We start from the raw sequence: 18,231 nt of genomic DNA on the forward strand, positions 1-18,231 counted from the left end.
TCCGTCTCGCCCGCGAAGCGCTGGGGTGTGAGCGTCGCGGCGCGGGGTCGGGTCACCGGTAAAGAGTACGTCGGCCGCTCACGCCGGCGGCTTGATGCCACCGTCGGCGCCGATGACGGCCGCGGTGTCGTCGAAATCGGCCGTGGAGAGCTCGGTGACCATCTTGCGGCCCCGGTCGTCGCTCTTGTCCCGGGTCGGCACACCGGCGTCGTTGAGATATGTGGAGACGAACTTGCCCTCCACGTACTCACCCGTGGAGGTGAGCGACACGTGCAGCACCCCGGAGTACTTGAGGACGCCGTTACGCGACAGCGTCCGCCCGCCGCCCGCGAAGTTGCCCAGGCTGTAGGCGATCAGCCTGCCCTTGTAGAACTCCATGCCCCGGAGCACGTGCGGCCCGTGCCCGACGACCAGGTCGGCCCCGGCGTCGATCACCGTGTGACTGAACTTGATCGGATCGCCCCGGTTCTCCCCGAAGTACAGCTCGTTGCCGGGTCGCACATGCGTCTTGTCGGAGCCCTCGGCGCCCATGTGCACCTGCACGACCACCAGGTCGGCCTTCTCCGCGGCCGAGGAGACGACCGACGTGGCCGCGTCCAGGTCGTTCAGGTTGTTGGCACCGGCGTACGGCGAGAAGCCGACCACCGCGACCTTGACGCCCTTGACGTCCACGACGGTGATCTGGTCCTCGGCCCCGGTGTGCTCGAGCCCGGCCGCCTCCAGCGCCGCCACCGTGTTCTGGTAACCCTGGGCGCCGTAGTCCTTGGAGTGATTGTTGGCCGTGTTGAGCAGCTGGAAACCGGCCTCCTTGAGGTGCTCGGCGTAGGCCGGCGGCGACCGGAAGGCGAAGCAGTTGGGCCGTTTCGGCGTGCCGCACTTGGAGGTGCCGGTGTCGCCGGTGAGCGGCTGCTCCAGGTTGCCCATGACGAAATCGGACTTGAGCGCCTCGGTGACCGAGTCGAAGAAGCCCTCGCCGTCGTTGGCCGGAAGCTTGCCGGGGGCGTCCCCCATGATGATGTCGCCGGTCGCGGAGAGCGAGATCGAGTCGACCGGCGCCGATTCCTGGACCGGTTTCCCGCTGACTCCGGCCGCCGGCGCGGACGCCGCCGGCGGATTCCAGACCGGGTCGGAGTCATCGCCGACCAGGCCGCAACCCCCCAAAGCCGCCGTAAACAGGACGCTCGTAGCAATAATCCCGGCCAGGAACGGCCGGTTTCTCTGGCGGGGACGGGGGTGCGAATTCATCGACGTGGACGATACCGTCGTCCGGCAAGCGGGATCGACCGACGAAAGGCCTGTCCTGATATGCCCGGACCGCTGAATTGTCGCAGGCGGTCAGGGCAATTCAGGTTACCGTCCAGTATCTGGATCAAGGGGTGGCCGCCCGTTTCCCGCCCGCGTGCGCCTAGACTGATCGAGCGCAGACGTTGCGCGTTTTCGAAAGGTGCGGCGATGGATGAGGTACTGGCCCGGAGCGGAATCTTTCAGGGTGTAGACCCGGAAGCCGCTGAGGCGCTCGCCAAGGAGATGGACACGATCGAAGTCCGCAAGGGCGACGTGGTCTTCAACGAGGGCGAAGCCGGCGACAGCCTGTATATCGTTCTGTCCGGCAAGATCAAGCTCGGACGACGAGCCGCTGACGGCCGGCAGAACCTCGTCTCCATCATGGGGCCCTCCGACATGCTCGGCGAGCTGTCCCTCTTCGACCCCGGCCCGCGTACGGCCACCGCCACCGCGGTGACCGACAGCCGCCTGGCCCGGTTGAAGAAGTCGTCGCTGCGCCCGTGGCTCAACAACCGGCCGGAGATCGCCGAGCAGTTGCTCCGCGTGCTCGCCCGCCGGCTGCGCCGCACCAACGACGCGCTCGCCGACCTGATCTTCACCGACGTGCCCGGCCGCGTCGCGAAGAACCTGCTGCAGATGGCGGGCCGGTTCGGCACCCGTGACGGCGGCGTCCTGCGGGTGACCCACGACCTCACCCAGGAGGAGCTGGCCCAGCTGGTCGGCGCCTCCCGCGAGACGGTCAACAAGGCGCTCGCCGACTTCGCCTCGCGCGCCTGGCTCCGCCTCGACGGCAAGAGCGTGATCATCCTGGACCCGGAGCGCCTCGCGCGCCGCGCCCGCGTCTGACCGTCGCCTGATAAGGGGCTGTCCTCCGGGGACAGCCCCTTAGTCGTGCTGTTCCGGTGTCCGTGTCGCATCACCTGGGCCACTCGTTACGGAGGTGGCCGAGAGGCATCGGTACGGACAGGAGAGGGCGCGGCATTGAAGGCAGGCAGGGGTGTGGCGAGATGACCGTGCTCGACACCACGCTGGACCCGCGTGACCCCGCCTATCTGGAGGGGCGTGGGACCACCCTGGAACGCCTCGCCGCGCTGGAGTCCGCCCTCGACGAGGCCCGGGCCGGCGGTGGTGAGAAGTATGTGACCCGGCATCACGCCCGCGGCAAGCTGCTGCCCCGGGAGCGCATCGAGATGCTGCTCGACCAGGACAGCCCTTTCCTGGAGTTGTGCCCGGTCGCGGCGTGGGGCTCGGAGTTCCCGGTCGGCGCGAGCGTGGTCACCGGGGTCGGGGTGGTCGAGGGCGTCGAGTGTGTCGTGGTCGCGAACGATCCGACCGTGGAAGAGGGCGCGGTCAACCCGTACACGGCCGAGAAGATCCGCCGCGCCACCGCGATCGCCACGATGAACCGGCTGCCCCTGATCAACCTGGTCGAGTCGGCCGGCGACAGCGGCTCGGCCGGTGGCCTGTTCCCGCCGGACCTGGTGCCGTCGATCTGCGTGGTCTTCGGCGCCACCACCGGCGACGCCGCCTACCTGCCGGCGCTCTCCGACTACACGATCCGGGTACGGGGTCACGCGAAGGTGCTGACGATCCATCCGCAGCCGATAAACGGTCACGCGAGTGTCGACGTGCGGGCCACCCCGGTGGTGCCGGCCGGACCGACGGGGCCGGCCGACCAACTGGCGGAGGACGAGCGGGACGGGCTGCGCCTGGCCCGGCAGTGTGTACGCCGGCTCAACTGGCGCAAGCTGGGCCCGCCGCCCCGGACCCGCCGCCCGTCGCCGCCCCGCCACGACCCGGAGGGCCTGCTCACGCTGGCGGCCGCCGAGCCGGCGAGGTTCGAGCCGCGGGAGGTGTTCGCCCGGGTTCTCGACGACAGCGACTTCGACGAGTTCAAGCCCGGCCACGGTGCCGCGATGGTGGCCGGCTGGGGTGAGCTGCACGGCTATCCCCTGGGGGTGCTGGCGAGCCCGGTGCGGTCGTGTTCGGCGGCCGAGGCGCAGAAGGTCGTGCACTTCCTGCATCTGGCGAACACCACGGCCACCCCGGTGCTGTTCCTGCGGCACGTGGGCACGCCGGCCGAGGAGGGCCAGGACTCCCGGCACGACGCCCCGATGGCTCACGCGATAGCGCGGTCGACGGTCCCGCACCTGGTCCTCACCGTGGGCGAGGTGTCCGGCGAGCGCGCCGACGAGCCCCGGTTCCGGTTCAGCTGGCCGTCGGCCGACACCAGTCGAGCCGACGACGGCGTCATCGACCCACGCGACACCCGTACCGTCCTCGGCCTCTGTCTCTCCGCGGTGCACAGCGCCGCCGTGGTGGGCGCCGGACACGTCGGCGCGTTCCGATCTTGAAAGGTAGACCAGTGATCCGACGACTTCTGGTGGCCGACCGGGGAGAGGTCGCCCGCCGGGTGTTCGCCACCTGCAGGCTGGTCGGCATCGAGACGGTGGCCGTCTACTCCGACGTCGACTCCGACGCGCCGCACGTGATCGAGGCGGACTACGCGGTTCATCTGCCGGGCACCACGCCGTCGGCGACGTATCTGCAGACCGAGGCGCTGATCGCGGCCGCCCAGCGGGCCGGCGCGAACGCCGTGCACCCGGGGATCGGCAGGCTCGCCGAGGACCCGGACTTCGCGCAGGCGGTCGTCGACGCCGGGATGATCTGGGCCGGGCCGTCACCGGCCACGCTGCGGACCCTGGCCGACAAGGTCGAGACGAAGAGGCTGGTCGCCGAGGCGCAGGTGCCGGTCCTGCCGACCTTCACCGACCCGGAGCAGGTGCCCGGGTTCCCGGTGCTGATCAAGCCGGCGGCCGGCACCGGCGGCCACGGCATCCGGGTGGTCCGGGACGCGAACACGCTGGCCGAGGCGATCGCCTCCACCCGTCGCGAGGTCGGCGGGGAGGTCTTCTGCGAGCCGTACGTCGGCAGCGCCCGCCACATCGAGGTCCCGATCCTGGCCGACGCCCAGGGCTCCGTCGTGCCGTTCGGCGAGCGGGAGTGCTCGATCCAGCGCCGCTATCAGAAGATCGTCGAGGAGACCCCGTCCCCGGCCGTCGATCCGGCGTTGCGTGAGGACCTGTGCCGGGCGGCGATCATCGCGGTCCGGGCACTGGGCTACGTCGGGTCGGGGGCGGTCGAGTTCCTGCTGGACGCGCAGGGCGCCTTCTGGTTCCTGGAGCTCACCCCGACCCTGCAGGCCGATCACGCGGTCACCGAGTGCGTCTCCGGCTACGACCTGGTCCGCCTCCAGCTGCTGGTGGCCGAGGGCGGCAGTGTGCCGATGCCCGGGCCGCCGCCGATCCGCGGCCACGCCATCGAGGTGCGGATCTGCGCCGAGGACCCCGCCTACGCGTGGCTTCCGGCGACCGGCACGCTGCACCGGTTCGCCGTGCCGGACATCGCCGGCTGGTTCCGGCCGCTCCCCCAGCCGGGTCTGCGGCTCGACGCCGGGGTGGCCGACGGCTCGGTGATCGGCATGCACCACGACCCGATGCTGGCGAAGCTGGTGGCGTGGGCGCCGAGCCGGCAGGAGGCCGCCCGGATGCTCGCGTCGGCGCTGGCCCGTACCCATCTGCACGGGGTCGTCTCCAACCGCGACCTGCTGGTCCGGGTGTTGCGGCACCACGCCTTCCGCGCCGGTGACCTGGACACCGGGTTCCTGGACCGCCATCCGGAGGTGTTCGCGCCGCTGCTCTCCTCGGTCGACGCCGTGCGTCTCTCCTGCCTGGCGGCCGCCCTCGCCGGCGCCGCGGCGCGGCGGGCCGGGGCGCCGGTGCTCAACTCGCTGCCGTCCGGCTGGCGCAACGTCCCCTCGGGTTCACAGACGGCGGTGTACGACGGCCCGACCGGCCCGGTCGAAGTCGGCTACCGGATGAACCGCCGTGGCGACCTGGCCGGCTGGTGGGTCCGGGCGGTGGACCCGGAGGAGCTGGATCTGGCCGGTCTGGGTCAGGCACCGGTGACCGACGAGCATCCGGCGGTCGTGGTGGTGTCGGCCGACAGCGACCGGGTGGTCCTCAACGTGCAGGGCATCCGGATGGCCGTGCACGTCCACCGGGTCGGCGACGTCTCGTATGTGGACAGTCCCGAGGGCTCGGTGGCACTGCGGGAGATCTCCCGCTTCCCGCTTCCCGCTCCGGAGGCGGTCGAGAGCTCGCTGATCGCGCCGCTCCCGGGCGCGGTCCGCCGGATCCTGGTGGTGCCGGGCCAACGGGTCCGGGCCGGTGAGCTGCTGCTCACGCTGGAGGCGATGAAGCTGGAGCATCCGGTGCACGCGCCGGCCGCCGGGGTGGTCTCCTCGCTCCCGGTGCAGCCGGGAGCCGAAGTGGACACCGGCGAGCTGCTGGCCGTACTCGACCCGGAGTAGCACGACCCCGTCGGGCCGCCGTCGCCATCGAGACGACGTCTCGATGAACTGGAATGCGTCGATGACGTCGATCCGGTATCGTTCCACCGTCTTCGATCGACGGGGGAACTTCAAAGATGGCAGTACGGCATAGCCGTGCCTTGATCGCGCTCACCACCGCACTGGCTCTGACCGGTGGCGGCTGCACGGTCACCGAGGATGAGACCACGGCGGAACCGGCGGGGCGTCTCGCCGCGGCCACCGGGGAGCCGGCGCCCGCGCCGGCTCCGAGCACGACCGCTTCGGCTACGGCTTCCGCACCGGAGCCACGGGTCACCCGCAAGGCGGCGATCGACGCCGCGCGTGCCGGGATCCGCCGCAACGCGACCGAGATCAGATCAGCGCCGGACGAGAAATACCAGGCCGTGGACACCGTGGTCGACGACGGCGGCGCGCAGCACGTCCGCTTCCACCGCACCCACGACGGTCTGCCCGTGCTGGGCGGCGACTTCGTCGTGCACTCCGCGGCCGACGGCTCGTTCCGCAGCGCCACCGTGGCCCAGGACCGGGTGATCGACGTCCCGGAGACCACGAAGGTGAGCCGCGCCGAGGCGATCGCCGCGGCCGGTCTGGACGGCCGGGTCGAGGCCCGCAAGGTGGTGGACGCCGTCGACGGCGAGCCGGCCCTGGCCTGGGAGGTCACCGGGCCGGCGAAGGTCGTCGTCGTCGACGCCGTCACGGGCCGGATCCGGCGGTCGTACGACACCGTGGAGAGCGCCGAGAAGGGCACCGGCCACGGACTCCAGGTCGGTGACGTCGAACTCGACACCACCCGGCGGGCCGACGGCTCCTACACGCTCGTCGACCCGGAGCGCGGTGACACCACCGTCCGCGACGCGCTTAACCACTACGACCACACCATCAAGTCCGCCGACTTCACCGATGCGGACAACGTCTGGGGCGACGGTGCCCGCGGCGACCGCGCCACCGCCGCCGTCGACGTTCACTACGGCCTGGCGAAGACCTGGGACTACCTGCGGGACACGTTCGGTCGCCTGGGCGCCGCGAACGACGGCAAGGGATTGACCGCCTACGTTCACTACGACGTCGACGAGAACAACGCCGGGTACTCCCGGTCCTGCAGGTGCGCGTTCTTCGGGGACGGATCCGCGGGCCGGGCGCCGTACACGCCGCTGGACATCGTGGGGCACGAGATGGCGCACGGCCTCAACGCCTCCACCGCAGCACTGATCAACGCGGGTGAGTCCGGCGGCTTGAACGAGGCGAGCAGCGACATCTTCGGCACGCTCGTCGAGTTCTACGCGAACAATCCAGCCGACCCGCCGGACTACATTCACGGTGAGAAGACCCGTCTCGACGGCACGCCGGGGCGCTGGATGGACGAGCCGAGCAAGGACGGCAAGTCGGTCTCCTGCTGGACGCCGGCGATCAAGGACCTCGACGAGCACTACTCGTCCGGCATCGGCACCAAGTTCTTCTACAACCTGGCGGTGGGCAGCGCCGCGTCGCAGTGGGGCGAGAGCACCCCGTGCGGCGGGGCGGCCCCGGTCACCGGCATCGGCCAGGACAAGGCCGCGCAGATCTGGTACCGCGCGCTCACGCTCTACATGGTCTCGAACACCAATTTCGCCGGTGCCCGAGGGGCGACCCTGACGGCCGCCGCCGACCTGTACGGCGCGGACAGCGTCGAGCGCCGCGCGGTGGACGCCGCGTGGCTCGCGGTGGGTGTCGACTCGTCCCAGGTCCCGACCAACGCACCGGAGCTCGGCCCGCTGCCGTACTTCGTGTACGTGCAGAAGGTCGGGGATCCGGTCCGCGTCCAGGCGTCCGCCCGCGACCCGCAGCGGCAGCCGTTGACCTTCAGCGCCACCGGCCTGCCACCGGGTGTGTCGATCGATGCGGACGGCCTGATCAGCGGTGCGCCGACCAGCCGGGCGAAGTACGACACCACGGTGACCGTCACCGACCCGGACGGCAACACCGACACCGGCACGATGTCGTGGGCGGTCAAGGGCCCGGTGCTCCTGCAGTCGGCCGACCCGGGGATCAGCACCCGCCTCGGCCCGGTCACCCGGGTCAGTTTCGGAGCGACGTTCGTCGACGCCCCTGACTATTGGCAGGATCGCTCCGACTCGTTCAAGGTGACCGCCACCGGGTTGCCCGTGGACCTGAAACTGTCGGTGACCGACAGTCGCGGCGTCTATCAGGCCGTCGTCTCCGGCTACCCGACCATCGCGAGCGTCGGCACCGGGACCGCGGTCCTGACCGGCACCGATGCCGACGGCAACCAGGTGACGGCCTCGATCCCGTGGGAGATCCTGCCGCCGTACCGGACGATGGAGCCTCGCGACGTCTCGGTCACCGGCGGCGAGGGATCGGCCGTGGTGCGCTGGACCCGGCCGCCCTTCGACCTGTCCTACTTCTCGCCCACCGCGTACGTGGTCCGGGTGTCGCCCGGCACCGAGACGCGGGTCCCCACGCGAGACCCGGCACTCACTCTGACCGGCCTGGACCCCCGCCGGGCGTACACGATCGGAGTGCGGTCGGTCAGCGAGGCGGGAGAGAGCGCTGAGCAACTGGTCACGCTCGCCCCGACCGGGGTGACCGTGTCCGTGTCGCCGACCGCGATCGCCTACGGCAAGACCACGGTGCTCAGCGGCCGGGTGCTGCACAACGGCACCTCCCCGAGGGGCGCGCTCACGGTGACGATCGAGCAGCGGCCGGCCGGCCGGACCGTCTGGAGCAGGGTCGGCACGGCCCGGACCGACGCCAAGGGTGTCTGGCGGTCCACCGTCAAGCCCGCGGTCACCACCGCCTACCGCGTGCGCTTCACCGGCGCGACCGGCATGTGGGCGGCCACCTCGGGCAACACCTACACCTGGGTGCGCTACGCGGTCACGGCCAAGGCGAGCACGACCAAGCCCAAGGCCAACAAGAAGATCAAGATTTCCGGTACGGCCAAACCCGCCCGCGCCGGGGCCACGGTCACCCTCCAGTACCGCAAGGGCTCACGCTGGATCACCATCACCAGTGTGAAGACCAGCAAGACCGGGGCGTACGCCTTCTCCCGCGCCTTCAAGCGTGGCACCTGGACGCTGCGTGTCGTCGTCGCCCGGGACGGCTACAACACCACGGGCACCAGCGGCACGGTCAAGCTGACGGCCAGATGACCGCAGGGCTGTGACCAGGCCGATCGGGGGGTACGCGTAGCCGCGTACTCCCCGATCGGTTTGCGGGTCGGTCAGCCGCCGAACCACTTCTGGAAGAAGCCCTTGCGGCCCGGGGCGTGCTGGACCGTCGGGGTCTCGTCGAGTGTCGGCGTGCTCGGTGGGATCGGCCGTGGTCGTGGCGGCGGCACGTGGCTGGTCGACGCCGAGCGGTAGACGGTCGGCGGCGGCTGCGGGGTGGTCGGGTCCAGGTGCAGGTTGTTGAGCAGGTCACGCAACTGCTCGGCGGTCGGCCGCGAGGCGGGGTCGTTGTTCATCCCGTAGCGCAGCACGTCGGTGAGCGCGCGCGGCGCCGCCGGCAGGTCGGGGATCGGCTGGTGGAAGAGGTCCATCAGGGTGAGCAGGCTGGGACTGCGGTTGGTGGCCCAACGCGGCGGGCGGCCGCTCATCACCGCGTAGAGGGTGGCACAGAGCGCGTAGACGTCGGCGGCGCCGGACGGGGTGTCGTGGCGGAACATCTCCGGCGGCGCATACGCCGGGGTGAGCACCTCGAGGGTGACCGACGAGTCGCGCATCTCGCCGAGGACGGCCAGGCCGAAGTCGGCGAGGACGGCCGCGTTGAACTCGGAGTAGAGGATGTTCGCCGGTTTCACGTCGCGGTGCAGCACCCCGTTGGCGTGCGAGTGCACCAGCGCATCGGCGATCTTGATGCCGACGTCGCGGGCCTCGACCGCGTTGAGCGGAGCGACACGCATGCGATCCAGGTACGACCCGTCGCACAACTCCATGATCAGGTAGGGGTGCTGGTCGACCGTGACACCGACGTCGAACAGGTCGACGACGTGCGGGTGCGATGACATGCGCCCGGCCGCGCGGGCCTCCCGCAGAAAGCGGGCCTGATCGCGGGGGTTGTCGAGGGTCCTGTTCTCCATCTTGATGGCCACGTCACGACCGACCGAATCCTGGGTGGCGCGATACACGGTGGCATAGCCGCCCCGCGCCATGACCGACAATCCGGACATGCCTGGCACGTAGGGTACGGGCAGGGCACCAGGCGGAGTCTCCGTCACGGAATAGAAAATACGCCAGTCTCGCGGAAGATCATCCGGGCACGTCAGACGCGTACGCGACAGTTGCCTCGACGACCGTCATCGCAAGGGTTTTCCGCAGCTCCTCCGCGGCCGCCCGCTCGCTGGCCTGCTCCGTCGAGTGAGCCAGCCGGACCGCGTCCTCGGCCGCGATCCTTGCCTCCTCGCAACGATCGGCGGCGGCCAGCACCCGGGCCCGGACCATGGCGGAGATCACACTGCTGCGAACGTCCTCGGCCGGAGCCACGGCGGCCCGCTCGATCCAGGTGAGCGCGGTGTCCACCCGGCCGTCGGCGAGAAGCGCGGAAGCATACGACGCCAACGCGTGCCGCCGGGAGAAGAGCAGCGACGGGGTCGAGTTGTCACTGGCGATCGGCGCGAGCAGCCCCACGGCGGTCGCCGCGTCCCCCGCCCGGGTCCGCGCCTCGGCCAGCAGCACCCGCGGGCCCACCTGTGCCGGCGCCAGCGGATTGTGCGGCTCGACCGCGGTCATCACCCGGCGCGCGTCGGCCTCGGCCGTCTCCAGGTCGCCCCGCTGCAGGGCCACGAACCCGCGCAGTGTCCCGGCCATTCCCAGCAGCAGCGGATGCCCGGTCCGGTCGGCGTAGCCCAGCGCGTCGGTGAGCAGATCGGTGGCGTGGTCCATCTCGTTCAGTCCGCGGGCGATCGCGCCACGCACCACCAGCGCCAACCCGCAGCCCCAGTCGTCGGAGACCTCGAGGAACTCCCGGTACGCCCGGCGCGCCTGACCGTCGGCCGCCCCGAGATCGCCGAGCTCGGCCGCCGCGTACGCCTCGACGACCCGCAGCGTGCCGACCGCCCAGCCCTCGCCGACCCGGTCACCGAACGGCAGGAACAGCCGGGCCAGCCGCCGGGCCTCCTGCAACCGGCCGGCCAACAGGCGGGCGAACGCCGTGGTGCCACGTAGCCAGGCCCGCCCGACCGGATCACCGAGCTCGGCGAAGAGCCGCGCGGCCCGGCCCAGCACCGCGTCGGTGCCGGCGAAGTCCCCGCGGGTGGTGGTCACCCAGGCCAGGCTCTGCAACGCCCAGGCCTGCCCGTGCCGGTCCCCGGCCGCCAGCGTCACCTGGTACGCGGCCGCGAACCGGCTGCTCGCCTGACTGAGCCGCCCGTTCAGGAAGTCGGCCATGCCGAGCCGGCGCATCGCGTTGGCCCGCTCCGGCAGCAGCTGGGCCTCGGTCGCCACGTCGAGGGCCTCCTGCCAGGAGGCGACCGCCCGGCCGGTGTCGCCGAGCGCCTCGTAGGCCCGGCCCACCACGATCATCGCCTCGGCCTTGCAGACCGGCTCCTCGGCGGCGGCCACCGCGATCTTCTCGCCCAGGGCCAGGGCCAGCTCGGCCCGGCCCAGGCGCAGCTGCGCACGGGCCAGCACCAGCTGGTCGGGCAGCGGAAGGTCGCCCTTGGCCAGGGCGGTGGCGCGCTCCGCATACTCGATGGCGGCGGCCGGCTCGATGTCGGCCAGCGCCCGCCGGGCCAGCCGGCCCAGGGCCGCGACACCGAGCGGGGCCACCTCGCGGGCCGGGGCGTCCGGCCGCAGTCGCACCGCGTCGGCCAGCTCGACGGCGTGCTCGGCGTGCGTCGCGATGAACGCGTCCCGCTCACCACCGGTCAGGTTGAGCCCGACCGCGCCGTCGTTGCCGGGCTCCGCCACGCTCTCCGGCGCCGCCCACGAGGCCAGGTAGGCGTGCCGCTCGGCCAGATCGCCCTTACCGATCCCGGCATAGGCGGCCTCCCGCATCAGTGGGGTGCTGAACTGGTAGCCACCGGACCGTGACCGGTGCAGCATCCGGCGCTGCAACAGCTCGTCGACAGCGCGTTCCAGCTCGACCGCGACGACCACACCGGGGCGGGTGTCGGCCACCGCCCGCCGCTCCTGGAGCGCCTCCAGCACGCCGCTGGGCACGGTCGTCCCGGCGACCGACGCGTCCCGCAGCACCGACCGCGGGTCCGGGGAGAGCGCGTCTATCCGGGCCGCGAGGACCGCGGCAAGGTCGCGGGAGAGCAGCCGGCTGCCGAGCGAACCGGCGGCCAGCTGCCACCGGCCGGCCGCGTTGGCGCCGACCGCCGGGGTGAGCGCGCCCCGCTCCATCAGCAGGGTGACCATCTCGGCCAGGTAGAAGGCGTTGCCCTGGGCGGTGGCGAGCAGCCGGTCGCTGTCGGCCGGGGGCAGCTTGCCGCCGTTCAGATAGGACGTGAGGAGCCGGGACGCGTCGGCGCCGCGCAGCGGGGGCAGGCTGTGCACCTCGGCGTCGGCGAGCCGGGTCATCGCGCCGGCCGTGCGCACCAGCTCCGGGCGGCCCAGCAGCAGCGCCACGACCGGGCCCTCCAGCTGGTTCAGCGTGAGGCCGACCGCCTCCAGGGTGGTGTCCGTGGCGTCGTGCAGGTCGTCGACGATCACCACCAGCGGCTCCTCGGCGGCCAGCGCGTTGAGCAGCTCGGCGACGGCGATCGAGATGGCCTCGGCGTCGATGCGGCGGGCGCTGGCCGGGCGGTCGGTGGGCGCGGTCGGCCCCACCGTGCGGTCCGGGGCCTCGCCGTAGCCGAGCAGCACCAGCAGGCGGTCGTTGTCGAGCGTGACGTTGAGCCGGCCGGCCAGTTTGCGCAGCCGCTCGTCGGCCACCGTGCGGGCGACCGCGGTGGCCACGTCCTTGGGCAGGCCGGCCGCCTTGCGGACCAGGTCGGCCAGCGGCGCATACCGCCGTCGCTCACCGAAGGCCCGGCAGCGCACCCGCAGCACCCGCGCGGCATGCCCGGAATAGCCGATGGCCAGGCGCTTGACCTCACCGGCGAACCGGGACTTGCCGATCCCCGCCTCGGCGGTCATCACCAGGATCTTGGGGATGCCGGTGTCGATCGCCTCGGCCAGCCGCCCGGAGACCCGGCCCAGCTCGGCCTCCCGGCCCACGAACGGCGCCTCGTCACCGAGACCGGAGCGGGTGCCCGGTGCGTCGTGCAGACCGAGCAGCTCGTACGCCGGAACCGGCTCCCGCTTGCCCTTGAGGCGCAACGGCCGCAGCTGCCGCCAGGACGCCACGTGCCGGGTGCCCGCGCTGGTGCGCTCACCGGCGTAGACCGTGCCGACGGCGGCGGCGTCGGCCAGCCGGGCCGCCGTGTTCACCGTGTCGCCGATGACCGTGTACTCGATGCCGGCCTGCACCCCGGCGACTACCTCGCCGGTGTTGAGCCCGACACGCAGGCCGAGCGGCGCGCCGCCACCACGCTCGTCGTCGAGGACCCGGCGGACCGCGCGCTGCATGCTCAGAGCGGCCCGGACCGCGCGCTCGGCATCGTCCTCGTGGGCGACCGGGGCGCCGAAGACCGCCATGATCCCGTCGCCGGTCAGCTTGTCGACGTGCCCACCGAACGTCTTCACCGCGCCGGCCAGCGAGGCCAGCACCCGGTCGGTCACCGCGCCGACCCGCTCCGGATCGAGGTCCTCGGAGAACGACGTGAAATCGGAGAGGTCACCGAAGAGCACCGTGACGATGCGACGCTCGGCGGCCGGCAACAGGGCGGCGGCCGGCAGCCCGGCGCCGCAGTGATGACAGAAACGGGCGCCGGGGACCGTGACGGTCCCGCAGACCGGGCAGGTCACGGCTGCTCCCGGCGCAGATACTCGAGCTGTGCCGCCGCGGACCACTCGGCGGCGAACCGCAGGGCCGGGTCCAGATCCGGATAGACGAGGTCGACCACGGCGCCGGGAGTCTCCGCTCCGGCGGCCATGGCCGCCGCCACCTGCGCCAGCCGCTCCCGGCGATGCCCCAGGTAGAAGCGGGCACGCTCGGCGGTGTCGCCGCGGGCCGGTCCGTGGCCGGGCAGCATCAACACCTCGGGGTACGTGCTGAGCAGCTCCAGGCTGCCCAGGTAGGCCCCCAGATCGCCGTCGGGCGGGGCCACCACCGTGGTCCCGCGCCCGAGCATGGTGTCACCGGTGAACATCGCGCGATCGTTTCCACACTCGACGAGAAAGGACACCGAGTCGCTGGTGTGACCCGGAGTCTCCATCACCCGTATTTCGAGCCCGTTCCCGTCCAGGGACTCGTGCGGGTCGAACGGCTCACCGCCCAGGCAGTGGACCGGTGAGCCGGCCCGCACCGGAGCGCCGCCGAGCAGCTCGGAAAGACGCGCGGCTCCCTCGACATGATCGTGATGACCGTGTGTGATCAGGATGCGGTCGACCGGGCCGTGCTCGGCGATCCGGCGCAGGTGGCCCTCGTCCAGCGGTCCGGGGTCCACGACGGTGGCCCGTTCGGCGCCGGGCGCCCGCAAGATCCACGTATTGGTGCCGTCCAGGGTCATCGGCCCCGGGTTGGGCGCCAACAGCAGCGTCACCCAACCCGGTAGCCGGTCGACCTCGGCCGACTCGGGCTCAGCAGCCCCCATGACCCGAATCGTACGTCGGCCCGGCGACGATGACCGAGACACGATGTCCGATCCCGTCACCATCGGTGAGCAAATACGGCCGAATCACCGCAAGATCACGCCACCTCGGCGACGACCTCGACCTCGACCGGGGCGCCGAGCGGCAGCTCGGCGACACCCACCGCGCTGCGCGCGTGCCGGCCCTGCTCGCCCAGAACCGCCGCGAACAGGTCGGATGCACCGTTGATCACGGCCGGCTGGCCGGTGAAACCGGGTGCCGACGCGACGAAGCCGACCACCTTCACGATCTTGACGACCCGCCCGAGACCGACCAGCGCGTCGATCGCGGCGAGCGCGTTGAGGGCGCACAGCCGGGCCAGGCCGGCCGCCTCCTCGACGGTGACGCCGTCACCGACCTTGCCGGTCTGCGGCAGCTTGCCGTCGACGAACGGCAGCTGACCGGAGGTGTAGACGTAACTGCCGGACTGGACGGCCGGCACGTAGGACCCGACCGGCGCCACCACGGCGGGCAGGGTCAGGCCCAGCTCGGTGAGCCTGGCGTACGCGTCGACGGCGCCGTCGCCGGCGATCGGGGCCGGGGTGGTCACGACTTGGGCCGCTTCAGGTACGCGACGAGCTGCTCCGGGTTGGGCCCGGGAACGACCTGGACGAGCTCCCAGCCGTCCTCGCCCCAGTTGTCGAGGATCTGCTTGGTCGCGTGGACCAGCAGGGGCACGGTCACGTACTCCCACTTCTGCATGGCTTGCGCTCTCCCTGTTCGTCGGATACCGGCACAGCTTAGGACCCGGGCGACCGGCTGGTTGGTTAGGCTGAGCGGAGTTGTGTACGGAGAGCGCACATGCCATCACTGAGTGCGATGAGCGGAGGATGACATGACGCGGAACGCACGGAACGATCCGGGCGGCCATCCGGAGCCGCCGGCCCCGGAGCCGCCGGCCCCGCTCCCGCCCGACGACCCGATCCCGCCCGAGCCGCCGCACCTCTCGGCGATGGAGCACACGGCCGAGATGATGCCGGTCGCCGGCGGGGCGCCACCGGACGTCGACACCGCCGAGCACCCGGTGGTGCCGACCGAGGTGATCCCGCCGACCGTCTGGCACCAGCCACCGCCGGCTGGCCCGTGGCACGCCCAGCACGAGAAACACGGCGAGTGGCGGCATCCGCCCCCCGAGCACCTGGCCTACCAGCACTCGCCGCCGGCCGAGATCCAGCCGCAGCCGGAGCCCATCTGGGTGGGCCCGGCGATCGGCCGGCCCCCGGGCGGGGTCGACGCCCGGCGGCGCTCGACGCTCTTCCTGTCCATGGCGCTCGTGGCCACGCTGGCGCTCTGCGGCGGCGGAGCGGTCTCCGCCTTCTACCTTCTGCGGGACGCCGACAACCCGGGATCGGCGGACCCGGTCACCGCGGTCAACCGGTTCCTCACCGCGGTCTACACCCAGCAGGATGCCGCTGCCGCACGTGACCTGGTCTGCAGCAAGTCGCGGGACGAGGCGCGGCTGGCCACCCGGGTGGAGCAGATCAGCGCGTACGCGGACGGCTACCAGGGTCCGGTGTTCCGCTGGGACGAGCCGGCCGTGGCCGATCGGGACGACGAGCGGGCCCGGGTGGACGTCCGCGTGATGATGTCGACCGAGGACGAGAAGGCCGCCGCACAGGATCTGCGTTTCACCGTCGTCCGCAAGACCGGCTGGTTGGTGTGCGAGGTCGCAGGCTGACAGATGCCCGCCCGGCTGACACGTGCCCGTAACGTGGGACGTATGGGCGAACACCGCAACTGGCCGGAGCGGCTGCACGTGGTGACCGGCAAGGGCGGCACCGGCAAGAGCACCGTGGCAGCGGCCCTGGCGCTGGGTCTGGCGGCCGGTGGCCGGCGCACGCTGCTCGTCGAGGTCGAGGGCCGGCAGGGCATCGCCCAGCTGTTCGGCCTGGAGCCGCTGCCCTACGCGGAGCGGCGGGTCGCCCAGACGGCCGGCGGCGGTGAGGTCCGGGCGCTGGCGGTGGACCCCGAGGAGGCCCTCCTCGAGTATCTCGACATGTTCTACAAGCTCGGCGCGGCCGGGCGGGCGCTGCGCAAGGTCGGCGCCATCGACTTCGCCACCACGATCGCCCCCGGCCTGCGTGACGTTCTTCTCACCGGAAAGGTGAAGGAGGCCACCACGCGGTCGCGGGACGGCAGCCGGGTGTATGACGCGGTGGTGCTCGACGCGCCGCCGACCGGCCGGGTGGGCCGCTTCCTCAACGTGACGGAGGAGACGGCCCGGCTGGTCAAGGTGGGCCCGATCAAGACGCAGAGCGAGGGCGTGGCGTCGCTGCTGCGCTCGCCGATGACCGCGGTGCACGTGGTCACGCTGCTCGAGGAGATGCCGGTCCAGGAGACGCTGGACGCGATCGCCGAGCTGTCCGCGCTGCACATCCCGGTCGGGCGGGTGGTGGTGAACGGCGCACGTCCTCCGCTGCTCGCCGACGGGCGGGTCACGAAGGCGGACATCAAGCGGGGACTGACCGCGGCCGGGCTGCCGGCGGCCGCCGCCACGGTGAGCCGGCTGGCCACCGAGGCCCAGGCCCACCTCACCCGGCGGGAGCTGGAGGAGTCGCTGCGGCTGGAGCTGGCCGAGCTGGGCCGCCCGATGGTCGAGCTCCCGCTGCTGCCGGAGGGCGTGGACCGCGCTGCGCTCGGCGAGCTCGCGGCGCTCCTGATGCGAGCGTGATCGAGCGGATGTCCGATCAAGACGAACTACCCTGAAATGGTGGCTGAATTGACGGCTCCACGGCTCGACGTCGACGGTCTGCTGGCTGACCCGTCCATCCGCATCGTGGTCTGCTGCGGAGCCGGCGGGGTGGGCAAGACGACCACGGCCGCGGCCCTCGGCCTGCGGGCCGCCGAGATACACGGCCGGCGCACGGTGGTGCTCACCATCGACCCGGCCCGCCGGCTGGCCCAGTCGATGGGCCTCACCGAGCTGGACAACACGCCCCGGCAGGTCAAGGGCATCGACGTCGAGCGGGCCGGCGGCGAACTGCACGCCATGATGCTGGACATGAAGCGCACCTTCGACGAGGTGGTCGAGCAGCACACCACGCCGAAACGCGCGGCGGAGATCTTCGCCAACCCCTTCTACCAGGCCATGAGCTCGACCTTCGCCGGCACCCAGGAGTACATGGCGATGGAGAAGCTCGGTCAGCTGCGGGCCGGCGACGAGTGGGACCTGATCGTGGTGGACACGCCGCCGTCCCGCTCGGCGCTGGACTTCCTGGACGCTCCGGCCCGGCTGTCCCGCTTCCTCGACGGCCGGATGCTGCGGCTGCTGCTCGCCCCCGCGCGGACCGGTGGGAGGAGCGTGTTCAGCCTGGTCACCGCGTCGTTCGGGCTCTTCTCCAAGACCGTACAGAAGGTCCTCGGCGCGCAGCTGCTGACCGACCTGTCCGGTTTCGTCGCGGCGCTGGACTCGATGTTCGGTGGCTTCCGGCAGCGGGCCGACCAGACCTACCGGATCCTGCAGGACCCCCAGACAGCGTTCCTGCTGGTCGCCGCCCCGGAGCGGGACGCGATCCGGGAGGCGGCGTATTTCGCGGAGCGCCTCGTGGCCGAGCGGATGCCGCTGGCCGGGCTGGTGCTGAACCGGATGCACCACACCGAGCTGGCCGGGTTGAGCGCCGCCGACAGCGAGGCGGCGGCCGACCGGCTGGACGAGGAGGGCGGCCATCAGGTGACCGCCGACGTGCTGCGGATCCACGCCGGGCTGCTGCGTCAGGCCGAGCGGGAGGCCGGCGTCGCGGTCGGGTTCACCGGGGCGTTCCCCGCGGTGCCGACCACGTCGGTCACGGCACAGCCCGCCGACGTCCACGACGTCGACGGGCTGCGAACGATCGGAGCGCTGCTCGCCTGACCGGCGCACTCACCGGCCGGGCGAGCAGC

At 72.0% G+C, this 18,231-nt stretch carries 13 protein-coding genes; 7 read left to right on the top strand and 6 right to left on the bottom strand.

Annotated elements, in window-relative coordinates; all coding sequences use genetic code 11:
• Positions 1–78: 78 nt before the first annotated feature.
• Positions 79–1,245, bottom strand: coding sequence for a CapA family protein (locus ACQPZW_RS47345; RefSeq protein ID WP_433792514.1), 1,167 nt, complete (start codon positions 1,243–1,245; stop codon positions 79–81).
• A 207-nt stretch (positions 1,246–1,452) separates the two neighbouring features.
• Between ACQPZW_RS47345 and ACQPZW_RS47350 the strand changes: the two genes are divergently transcribed.
• From ACQPZW_RS47350 to ACQPZW_RS47365, 4 genes are all read left to right on the top strand, one after another.
• The gene (locus ACQPZW_RS47350) at positions 1,453–2,130 is read left to right on the top strand and encodes a Crp/Fnr family transcriptional regulator (RefSeq protein WP_014447921.1); all 678 of its coding nucleotides are present in this window, start codon (positions 1,453–1,455) and stop codon (positions 2,128–2,130) included.
• Positions 2,131–2,291: 161 nt separating this feature from the next.
• Positions 2,292–3,638, top strand: coding sequence for a carboxyl transferase domain-containing protein (locus tag ACQPZW_RS47355; protein WP_433792515.1), 1,347 nt, complete (start codon positions 2,292–2,294; stop codon positions 3,636–3,638).
• Positions 3,639–3,649: 11 nt separating this feature from the next.
• The gene (locus ACQPZW_RS47360; protein WP_433792516.1) at positions 3,650–5,656 is read left to right on the top strand and encodes a biotin carboxylase N-terminal domain-containing protein; all 2,007 of its coding nucleotides are present in this window, start codon (positions 3,650–3,652) and stop codon (positions 5,654–5,656) included.
• Between the two features lie 116 nt (positions 5,657–5,772).
• Complete coding sequence (locus tag ACQPZW_RS47365) at positions 5,773–8,826, top strand: M4 family metallopeptidase (protein WP_433792517.1); 3,054 nt, start codon at positions 5,773–5,775, stop codon at positions 8,824–8,826.
• A gap of 71 nt (positions 8,827–8,897) precedes the next feature.
• Here the strand turns inward: ACQPZW_RS47365 and ACQPZW_RS47370 are convergent, their stop codons facing one another.
• The 5 genes from ACQPZW_RS47370 to ACQPZW_RS47390 form a co-directional block, all read right to left on the bottom strand.
• On the bottom strand, positions 8,898–9,893 hold the full coding sequence (locus ACQPZW_RS47370; RefSeq protein ID WP_433792518.1) for a serine/threonine-protein kinase: 996 nt from the start codon (positions 9,891–9,893) through the stop codon (positions 8,898–8,900).
• Between the two features lie 31 nt (positions 9,894–9,924).
• The gene (locus tag ACQPZW_RS47375; RefSeq protein ID WP_433792519.1) at positions 9,925–13,527 is read right to left on the bottom strand and encodes an adenylate/guanylate cyclase domain-containing protein; all 3,603 of its coding nucleotides are present in this window, start codon (positions 13,525–13,527) and stop codon (positions 9,925–9,927) included.
• Positions 13,524–14,315 carry an MBL fold metallo-hydrolase gene (locus ACQPZW_RS47380; RefSeq protein ID WP_433792520.1) on the bottom strand — a complete coding sequence of 264 codons (792 nt, stop codon included), beginning with the start codon at positions 14,313–14,315 and terminating at the stop codon, positions 13,524–13,526. The genes ACQPZW_RS47375 and ACQPZW_RS47380 overlap by 4 nt, the downstream gene beginning before the upstream one ends.
• A gap of 95 nt (positions 14,316–14,410) precedes the next feature.
• Positions 14,411–14,902 (bottom strand): RidA family protein, encoded by a 492-nt coding sequence (locus tag ACQPZW_RS47385; RefSeq protein WP_433792521.1) that lies wholly within the window; start codon positions 14,900–14,902, stop codon positions 14,411–14,413.
• Positions 14,899–15,054 (bottom strand): DUF4177 domain-containing protein, encoded by a 156-nt coding sequence (locus ACQPZW_RS47390; RefSeq protein WP_093619400.1) that lies wholly within the window; start codon positions 15,052–15,054, stop codon positions 14,899–14,901. Before ACQPZW_RS47390 ends, ACQPZW_RS47385 begins: the two co-directional genes overlap by 4 nt.
• A 133-nt stretch (positions 15,055–15,187) precedes the next feature.
• Here ACQPZW_RS47390 and ACQPZW_RS47395 point away from each other — a divergent pair, with 133 nt between their 5' ends.
• From ACQPZW_RS47395 to ACQPZW_RS47405, 3 genes are read left to right on the top strand one after another with little or no spacing between them, the layout of a single operon-like run.
• Positions 15,188–16,030, top strand: coding sequence for an Rv0361 family membrane protein (locus ACQPZW_RS47395; protein WP_433792522.1), 843 nt, complete (start codon positions 15,188–15,190; stop codon positions 16,028–16,030).
• A 42-nt stretch (positions 16,031–16,072) separates the two neighbouring features.
• Positions 16,073–17,023 (top strand): ArsA-related P-loop ATPase, encoded by a 951-nt coding sequence (locus tag ACQPZW_RS47400; protein WP_433792523.1) that lies wholly within the window; start codon positions 16,073–16,075, stop codon positions 17,021–17,023.
• A gap of 36 nt (positions 17,024–17,059) precedes the next feature.
• A complete protein-coding gene (locus ACQPZW_RS47405) occupies positions 17,060–18,202 on the top strand; it encodes an ArsA family ATPase (protein WP_433792524.1) in 1,143 nt (380 codons plus the stop codon).
• Positions 18,203–18,231: the final 29 nt, after the last annotated feature.

The organism is Actinoplanes sp. CA-252034 (assembly GCF_050956125.1).
In the GTDB taxonomy this organism is placed as follows: domain Bacteria; phylum Actinomycetota; class Actinomycetes; order Mycobacteriales; family Micromonosporaceae; genus Actinoplanes.

What these genes read in the sequence shown, in the direction of transcription:
- ACQPZW_RS47380 (WP_433792520.1), bottom strand. Translation starts at nt 14,315, where the DNA reads ATGGGGGCTGCTGAGCCCGAGTCGGCCGAGGTCGACCGGCTACCGGGT.
- ACQPZW_RS47350 (WP_014447921.1), top strand. Translation starts at nt 1,453, where the DNA reads ATGGATGAGGTACTGGCCCGGAGCGGAATCTTTCAGGGTGTAGACCCG.
- ACQPZW_RS47365 (WP_433792517.1), top strand. Translation starts at nt 5,773, where the DNA reads ATGGCAGTACGGCATAGCCGTGCCTTGATCGCGCTCACCACCGCACTG.
- ACQPZW_RS47395 (WP_433792522.1), top strand. Translation starts at nt 15,188, where the DNA reads ATGACGCGGAACGCACGGAACGATCCGGGCGGCCATCCGGAGCCGCCG.
- ACQPZW_RS47405 (WP_433792524.1), top strand. Translation starts at nt 17,060, where the DNA reads ATGGTGGCTGAATTGACGGCTCCACGGCTCGACGTCGACGGTCTGCTG.
- ACQPZW_RS47390 (WP_093619400.1), bottom strand. Translation starts at nt 15,054, where the DNA reads ATGCAGAAGTGGGAGTACGTGACCGTGCCCCTGCTGGTCCACGCGACC.
- ACQPZW_RS47345 (WP_433792514.1), bottom strand. Translation starts at nt 1,245, where the DNA reads ATGAATTCGCACCCCCGTCCCCGCCAGAGAAACCGGCCGTTCCTGGCC.
- ACQPZW_RS47355 (WP_433792515.1), top strand. Translation starts at nt 2,292, where the DNA reads ATGACCGTGCTCGACACCACGCTGGACCCGCGTGACCCCGCCTATCTG.
- ACQPZW_RS47400 (WP_433792523.1), top strand. Translation starts at nt 16,073, where the DNA reads ATGGGCGAACACCGCAACTGGCCGGAGCGGCTGCACGTGGTGACCGGC.